At 56.0% G+C, this 6,524-nt stretch carries 5 protein-coding genes and 1 pseudogene; 3 read left to right on the top strand and 3 right to left on the bottom strand.

The window, feature by feature from the left end:
- Positions 1-233: 233 nt before the first annotated feature.
- Positions 234-602, bottom strand: a complete 369-nt coding sequence (locus GUI70_RS17350; protein WP_161883572.1) for a hypothetical protein — start codon at positions 600-602, stop codon at positions 234-236.
- Between the two features lie 209 nt (positions 603-811).
- Between GUI70_RS17350 and GUI70_RS17345 the strand changes: the two are divergent.
- Positions 812-1,512 (top strand): annotated as a pseudogene (locus tag GUI70_RS17345) (IS6 family transposase).
- Between the two features lie 204 nt (positions 1,513-1,716).
- Here the strand turns inward: GUI70_RS17345 and GUI70_RS17340 are convergent.
- Both GUI70_RS17340 and GUI70_RS17335 read right to left on the bottom strand, forming a co-directional pair.
- Complete coding sequence (locus GUI70_RS17340) at positions 1,717-1,938, bottom strand: hypothetical protein (RefSeq protein ID WP_306468315.1); 222 nt, start codon at positions 1,936-1,938, stop codon at positions 1,717-1,719.
- Positions 1,939-2,042: 104 nt separating this feature from the next.
- A complete protein-coding gene (locus tag GUI70_RS17335; RefSeq protein WP_161883571.1) occupies positions 2,043-2,480 on the bottom strand; it encodes an ester cyclase in 438 nt (145 codons plus the stop codon).
- Positions 2,481-2,538: 58 nt separating this feature from the next.
- Between GUI70_RS17335 and GUI70_RS17330 the strand changes: the two genes are divergently transcribed.
- Positions 2,539-3,180 (top strand): TetR/AcrR family transcriptional regulator, encoded by a 642-nt coding sequence (locus tag GUI70_RS17330; protein WP_161883570.1) that lies wholly within the window; start codon positions 2,539-2,541, stop codon positions 3,178-3,180.
- A 187-nt stretch (positions 3,181-3,367) separates the two neighbouring features.
- Complete coding sequence (locus GUI70_RS17325) at positions 3,368-6,430, top strand: EAL domain-containing protein (protein ID WP_161883569.1); 3,063 nt, start codon at positions 3,368-3,370, stop codon at positions 6,428-6,430.
- Positions 6,431-6,524: the final 94 nt, after the last annotated feature.

Genomic DNA, 6,524 nt, shown 5'->3' with positions numbered 1-6,524 from the left:
CAACGCCATTGGCAGCGCTTTGGACGCCGTGAAACGCTTGGATATCGAACACTGGTTTAAACACGCCCATCCCCAGGTTCTATTGTGACAAATGCTCTAGATAAAATTCCCTGATTTTCTCTTATCCAAGTACCCTTAGGCCAAAGCGGAAGGCGACCCGAAGGCCGCCTTTGATGTTGAGCATCATCGCCCGCTACGCAGCGGAAGTCGAGCTTATGCGCCCGAAGTTGAGCTCATGGTCGGGATCCAGTGGGGTCCTGAGAAGGGGCGTCCGTCAAGGTGCAGGCGACCTTCATTTTGCCGACGTAGCAGAACTCGGGTGGGGTGAAGCGGGCGGTGGGGTCCTGAGAAGGGGCGTCCGTCAAGGTACAGGCGACCTTCATTTTGCCGATGTAGCAGAACTCGGGTGGGGTGAAGCGGGCGGCGGCTTCACGTGGAGCGGCGACGTAGGGCAGACGAAGGGCCACCAGCGCCGTGCTGGGTTGGTCTTGGGCGATACGCACCGGGGCACTGGCGCTGGGTGTGGTGGCTGCGGAAGCGGAGAAGGAGAGGGCGACACTTGCAGCGAGGGTGGCGATCAGCAGTCTGGTCTTGGTGTTCATGGTGTTCTCCTTGGGTGGTCAGTGGAGGGAGTCTTTCGTTTCCCCTGGGCGTGTGCCGCTTGTCCTCTGCCTGAGAGAACAGTAGAAAAACAGCCGTGAACGACCGATGAACAGCGGTACCTGTGGGTGCTGAACATCCATGGGCAAGCCACCAGGAGAACCCCGACTGTCGTAGTTCTGGCAGGGTAAGCGCGGTAGGCCAACTGTCCGTGACTGATCGCAAGCCATACCGCTACCGTTTCCCTCTGAGCATCATCCAATACGCACTCTGGCGCTATCACCGCTTCCCACTGAGCCAGCGCGACGTTCAGGAATTGCTCCAGGAGCGCGGTATCGTCGTCAGCCATGAGACGCTCCGGCAGTGGAACATCAAGTTCGCACCGCTCCTTACCGAAGAGTTACGGCACCGGGAACCCCGTCGGGGTTCCCGGTGGTTCCTGGATGAGGTGCGCATCGAGATTAGTGGCAAGAAATTTTGGCTTTGGCGAGCCATCGACAGAATCTGGCGCGGTGCTGGATCTTCTTCTGCAAGCTCGTCGAGATACCCAAGCAGTGGAGACCTTCTTCACAAGACTCCTGGTGCATGATGACGTGCCAGACGTGAAAACTCTGGAGTTACGGAGCGGCTATTCGAGAACTTCCCGTGCTCCACAGCGTGGCGCACGTCCAAGTCATCTCGCCTGCTCGCCGTACTAACCTGATCAAACAATCGCAGCGGCTCACCAGACAACAGGAGCGGAGCCAGATCGGCTTCAAAAATCCCCACAGGGCACAGGAATTCTTAGCCTTGCCTGCCCGCGTCTCGAACCTTCACCAGCATACCCGCACTGCCGTTTCCGCCGACCTCAGAAGATCGAACCAAAACAGTGCCCATTTGGCATGGCGAGCCGCAGTTGGAGTGGCCATCTGAAGTTCAGACCGCCACTGGTTCCGTTCGGCCCGTCGCTGATTAACTTGCCAGGACCCTCGGAGCAGATACCATAAAAAATAACCATGTTGCTTTTCGAATCGAAAGGGTGGGCCGTGTGCTGTGCCGGCACACCAATGCCAGGACAACCACGGCCCACCCTCTCAGGCCCTTCCTTTAACGTGCGGAGCAGGCGCTGAAACGTGTTTAGAAGGGGCTGAAGACGAACTTGTCAGAAGTGCCGCCGCGGAGAACAGAGTCGGTGTGTTCGCCCAGCCACATCTCTCCGGTGATGGCTTCCAGCGCGCCCCACACTGCTCCCAGCGTCAAGGTGCACGTCCGCTCGCTGCCCAAAGGCTCGCCGGCACTGCACACCGTTTCCTGAGTCTCGATGATCATCTGCTCGCCTTCCTGGTAGGAGCGGGTCACGGCGCACAGCCGCGTTCCAGCTTTCCCAACGGCTCGCCGGCAATCTGCTCGACCGGCAGATTGCTGCCGGCCAGACCCAGTTCGGTCGCTTGGCCCCACTCGGTTCACGCATCGTATGTTGAGATCACTGCTGGTTGGGGCCCGTTCAACTGCCGCATCAATCCCGGCACGTCCCAGAGGTGCCAGAGGTCAGTGTTCTGGCCGTTCTGCCAGCGCAGAAAATGCATATGCCGCACCTTGATCGGCCGGCCTGTCGGTGGCACGCCCATGAACGGCCCAAGATGTGTCCCCGTCATCGTCGAGTGCACGGCGACAATCTCGCCCTCTGCCAGGGCATCGTGGATCTCAAAGTGGAGGTCCGGAAACGCTGTGCGCAACATCGTCACGATCTCCTTGAGGTGAGGCCGCATCTCTGTGCCTGGATTCTCCTGGTGGTCAGTTCCTGAGGCAGGCACATGCTCGTCGAAGACGCTGGTGTCACCGTGGTTAAAGGCCCGGTCGAAGACCATCAGGACGAGCGCGCGGTTCGTTTCAGCATCCATAGAACCTACCTCCGTTAAATGTAGTTACACTCTAATCAATACTGTTATACTTTGCTCCATGAATGTCAAGCCCCAGGGCGCGCCCACCCACCGTCAGCGGCAGGCCGCCGAAACCCAGCGGTTGATTCTTGACGCCGCGCAACGGCTCTTTCTCGAAACAGGGTTTGGCCTGACGACCATCGAGGCGATTGCTGCCAGCGCCGGTGTGGGGGTCAGTACTATTTACGCCATCTTTACCAACAAACGTGGCCTGCTCAAGGCCATTCGCGAGTCCTGGCATCAAACGTCTCAAGCCCGTGAACGCTATGAAGAAGCGCTTACAGAACTCGACCCAGCGCGGCGGCTGTCGATCTTCGCGAATGCGACACGCCACCAATGGGAACAAGGGGCAGCCATGATGGCGATCTACACCAGTGCCGCCGCCGTAGATGCGGAGGCCGCCGCCGAACTTCAGAGCGCCCTGAGTGGACGCCGCACCCATGTGGGCCGCTGGATCGAGGCCAGTGCGCCGTTCTTCCGATCAGATCTGGAGCCGAAGAAAATGGTCGCGATCTACCTGGCCCTCACGAGATCCGAGCTGTACCTCGAGTTGGTGAACGAATGGGGCTGGAGTCCTGATGAGTACGAGCACTGGTTGGCCCAGACGCTCGAACAACAGTTCCTCCCCCGTTCTCCCTTGCAGGCCGAGCAGGGTCGGTGATCAGCCTGCCGTTGCTCTGAAGCCCCGGTTGTACGTCACGCTGGCTGAGGGAAAAATGGTGGCAGGAGGACTTCTGGTCAAGTACGGCTCACCAGCCTGCCGGCGTTAAGTTGCCAGAATCCAGCCAAGCAACACAACCTGCCAAAGGCGTCAGAGTCCAGAAAGATTTCTCAAGATATGGTCAATCATGCCTGAGTCCAGCTTACAGGTCTCAGAAGTCGCTGAAGTAGACGGTGACGCTCAAGATCTCAGTACAGTGAGTTATCACCCTGGCGTATCGTTGCCCAATTCGCCTCAGAACGTCGCTATCGTCGGGGATTACATCCATAACTATCAAGCGCACCTGCTGGCTGGAATCCGAGAGGTTCTAGACGCACACGGCGTCGCCTCGACCATCTACGTTGGGCGGGAGCTTGTTCCCGAGGGGCACAGTCTACACTCGGCCAATCTCGTGTACGACTTGATTCAACCACAGCAACATTCCGGGGTCATTATTATCTCTGCCAACCTTGGTCGGAGTGCCAGTGAACAGGAAATGGCTGCGTTCGCTTCACGCTTCCATTCACTGCCGACTGTAGCTATCGGTCGAAAAATCGAAGGCATTCCTTCAGTCGTCATCGATAACCGGGCGGGTATGGACGCCTTAATGGACCATCTCATCGTGAATCGAGAGCTGAAACGCTTCGTCTTCATGCGCGGACGAACGGGTAATGAGGATTCCAACATACGCGAACAGGTCTTCCGAGATAAACTCGACTTTTACGGGCTTCACTTGGATGAAAGCCTGGTCCTGAATGGTGATTTCCGTGTCGGGATAGCATATGACGAAATGACGAAATTGTTGGCCGCCACCACGGACTTCGATGTCGTGGTGGCTGCCAATGATGAGATGGCTGATGGGGTCATCATGGCTTTGCGGAAGCATGGCCTCCGAGTCCCTGGTGATGTTGCTGTCGTCGGTTTTGATGATGATGAGCACTACCGCAACGCGATTCCTCCATTGACTAGCGTCCGGCAACCCTTTCTTGAACAGGCCCGTGTGGCCACCGAACTTCTCTTCAACGAAGGCATCAGGACAGACATTTATCTTCCAGCACAACTTATCGTGCGCGAATCCTGCGGAATAAAGAGTACAGCATCATCTGATCATAGCCTAATTCGTCAGATCGAGCAACTTTCAGGACTTCACAGGGAGGTGTTTGAGAAATATCGTTTCGCCGCAAGCAGGCCTGAACGACATCAAGCGTTCTTAGAAGATTTCAAGACAACTTTACTAGAGCATTTGCATCAGGATCAGCATTTTGCGATCTGGCGCGTTCGTCTAGGCGAATTTCGTCGGGTTATACGTTCCACCTTGGATGACGCCCTGCTGGAAGCGTCTGAAGTCCTTTATTCGGATGCTCAGACCTTGCTATACGACGCGCTGCAGATGGCTCACGTTCGGCAGCGCCTTGCAGAGACAAACAATGCTGTCCTACTCTCGAACATGACGTCTGCCGTAAGCTACGACGCCCTGTTCGAGACTGCCCGGAAGTACCTCAAGAACCTACATCTCGAACGGGCCATTCTGGTGCTGTACAGCTCCTTCGGATCTACATTGAATCCAGAGAGCCGTGTGGTGTTCACGGAAGGCATCACCTCCTCTATGGACGGCACACCCTTTCCCACATCGCAGCTCCTGCCCAACAGCATGCGCTCAGAACTGGCTCACGGACACCTGCTTGTCACGCCATTGTTCTTTCAACAGGAGCAGTATGGTTATCTGCTCGCGGACCAGCCGGTGGACATCTTCTTCGATGAGCAGACGCCACAGCACACCATCAGTCAATCTATCCATCAACTGGAACAAATGCACGCCTTGCAAGCAGCCCATAATAGACTTGAACAGCGAGTGGCCGACCGGACGTTGGAGTTACAGCGGTTGAACACGCAGCTTTGGCATGCCGCCATTCACGATGTCCTGACTGGCTTGGCGAACAAGGCGCTGTTCCACGAGCAACTTCAGCGTGTTATAGCCCGTGCTTCACGGCATCCCAGTCAGGGCTTCTCAGTTCTGTTTCTCGATTGCGATCGGTTTAAGACAGTGAACGATACCTTCGGTCATCATATTGGGGATCGGTTCCTTATTGAATTTGCCCAACGGGTGGAAAGCAGTGTCCGGGCACAAGACACGGTCGCCCGTTTTGGTGGTGACGAGTTCGCTGTATTGCTCGATGATATTCAAGAACCCCAGGGCGCTTTGAAGATCGCTCAACGTATTCAACAGGCCCTCTCCAAACCATTTGAAATCGGCGGGCACCTTTCTGCTGTGACGGCGAGCATCGGTATCGTGACCAACCAAGGCCAGTATCGGCAATACGAAGACATCATGCGTGACGCGGATATCGCGATGTATCGCGCGAAAGCCAGTGGTCCGGGGCAGTCCGTAGTGTTTGAACAGGCCATGCATGATCACCTCCTCGCGCGGACCTGGCTAGAAGGTGAACTGCGACAAGCCTTGAGTCAACGGGCCCTTTCGGTGTACTACCAACCCATTGTGCGAATTGAGACGGCAGAACTGATTGGATTTGAAGCCCTTGCTCGCTGGAAACATCCCGTGCGAGGATTCGTGAGCCCAGCAGAATTTATCTCTGTGGCAGAAGATATTGGGCTCATCTCTGAAATTGATCAATTCGTGCTGCGGGAGGCGTGCCAACAGATTCATGCCTGGTCCAAAATCGCGCCTCAAGCCAAACAGTGTTTTCTAAGCGTGAACGCCAGCACGTTGCAGTTTTCCAGACCGGATTTCGCCGATGTCGTACAGGGCATTCTTCACGAGACAGCGTTCGCTCCAGCCTTCCTGCGCCTAGAAATAACGGAGAGCTTGCTCCTTCGCCGGAGTGCTACTGTGCAGAACAACATCAACGCCTTGCGTCATCTCGGGCTGCAATTGTATATTGACGATTTTGGAACTGGATATTCATCCTTGAGCTATCTACAGCAATTTGCTGCTTCTGCTCTTAAAATCGACCGCTCCTTTATTCGGCAGCTTTTCAGTAGCGCCGAGAATGCCGAGTTGGTCCGGACCATCCTTGCGATGGCACAGAGCCTGAGAATGAAGGTTGTTGCCGAGGGGATTGAAAGCGTAGAACAGTGGAAGTGGCTTCAGCAAGCAGGGTGTGATTATGCTCAAGGGTATTACTTCGGTGCACCGATGCCTGCTGAAGAGGCCTTTTCCCTCCTGCTTCACGACCAGCCCTTACCCTATTAGACCTCTTGCGAAAGTCGCAGGTTAAGCTTATAAGGTGCAGCAAGAACACCCGACCCGCACGCTGAAGATGAACCGCAAACAGTTCCGTCGACGC

It is taken from the genome of Deinococcus alpinitundrae, assembly GCF_009982895.1.
Classification (GTDB): domain Bacteria; phylum Deinococcota; class Deinococci; order Deinococcales; family Deinococcaceae; genus Deinococcus; species Deinococcus alpinitundrae.
Note: the sequence above shows the minus strand (reverse complement) of the source record. Positions and strands in the feature narration are given on the sequence as shown.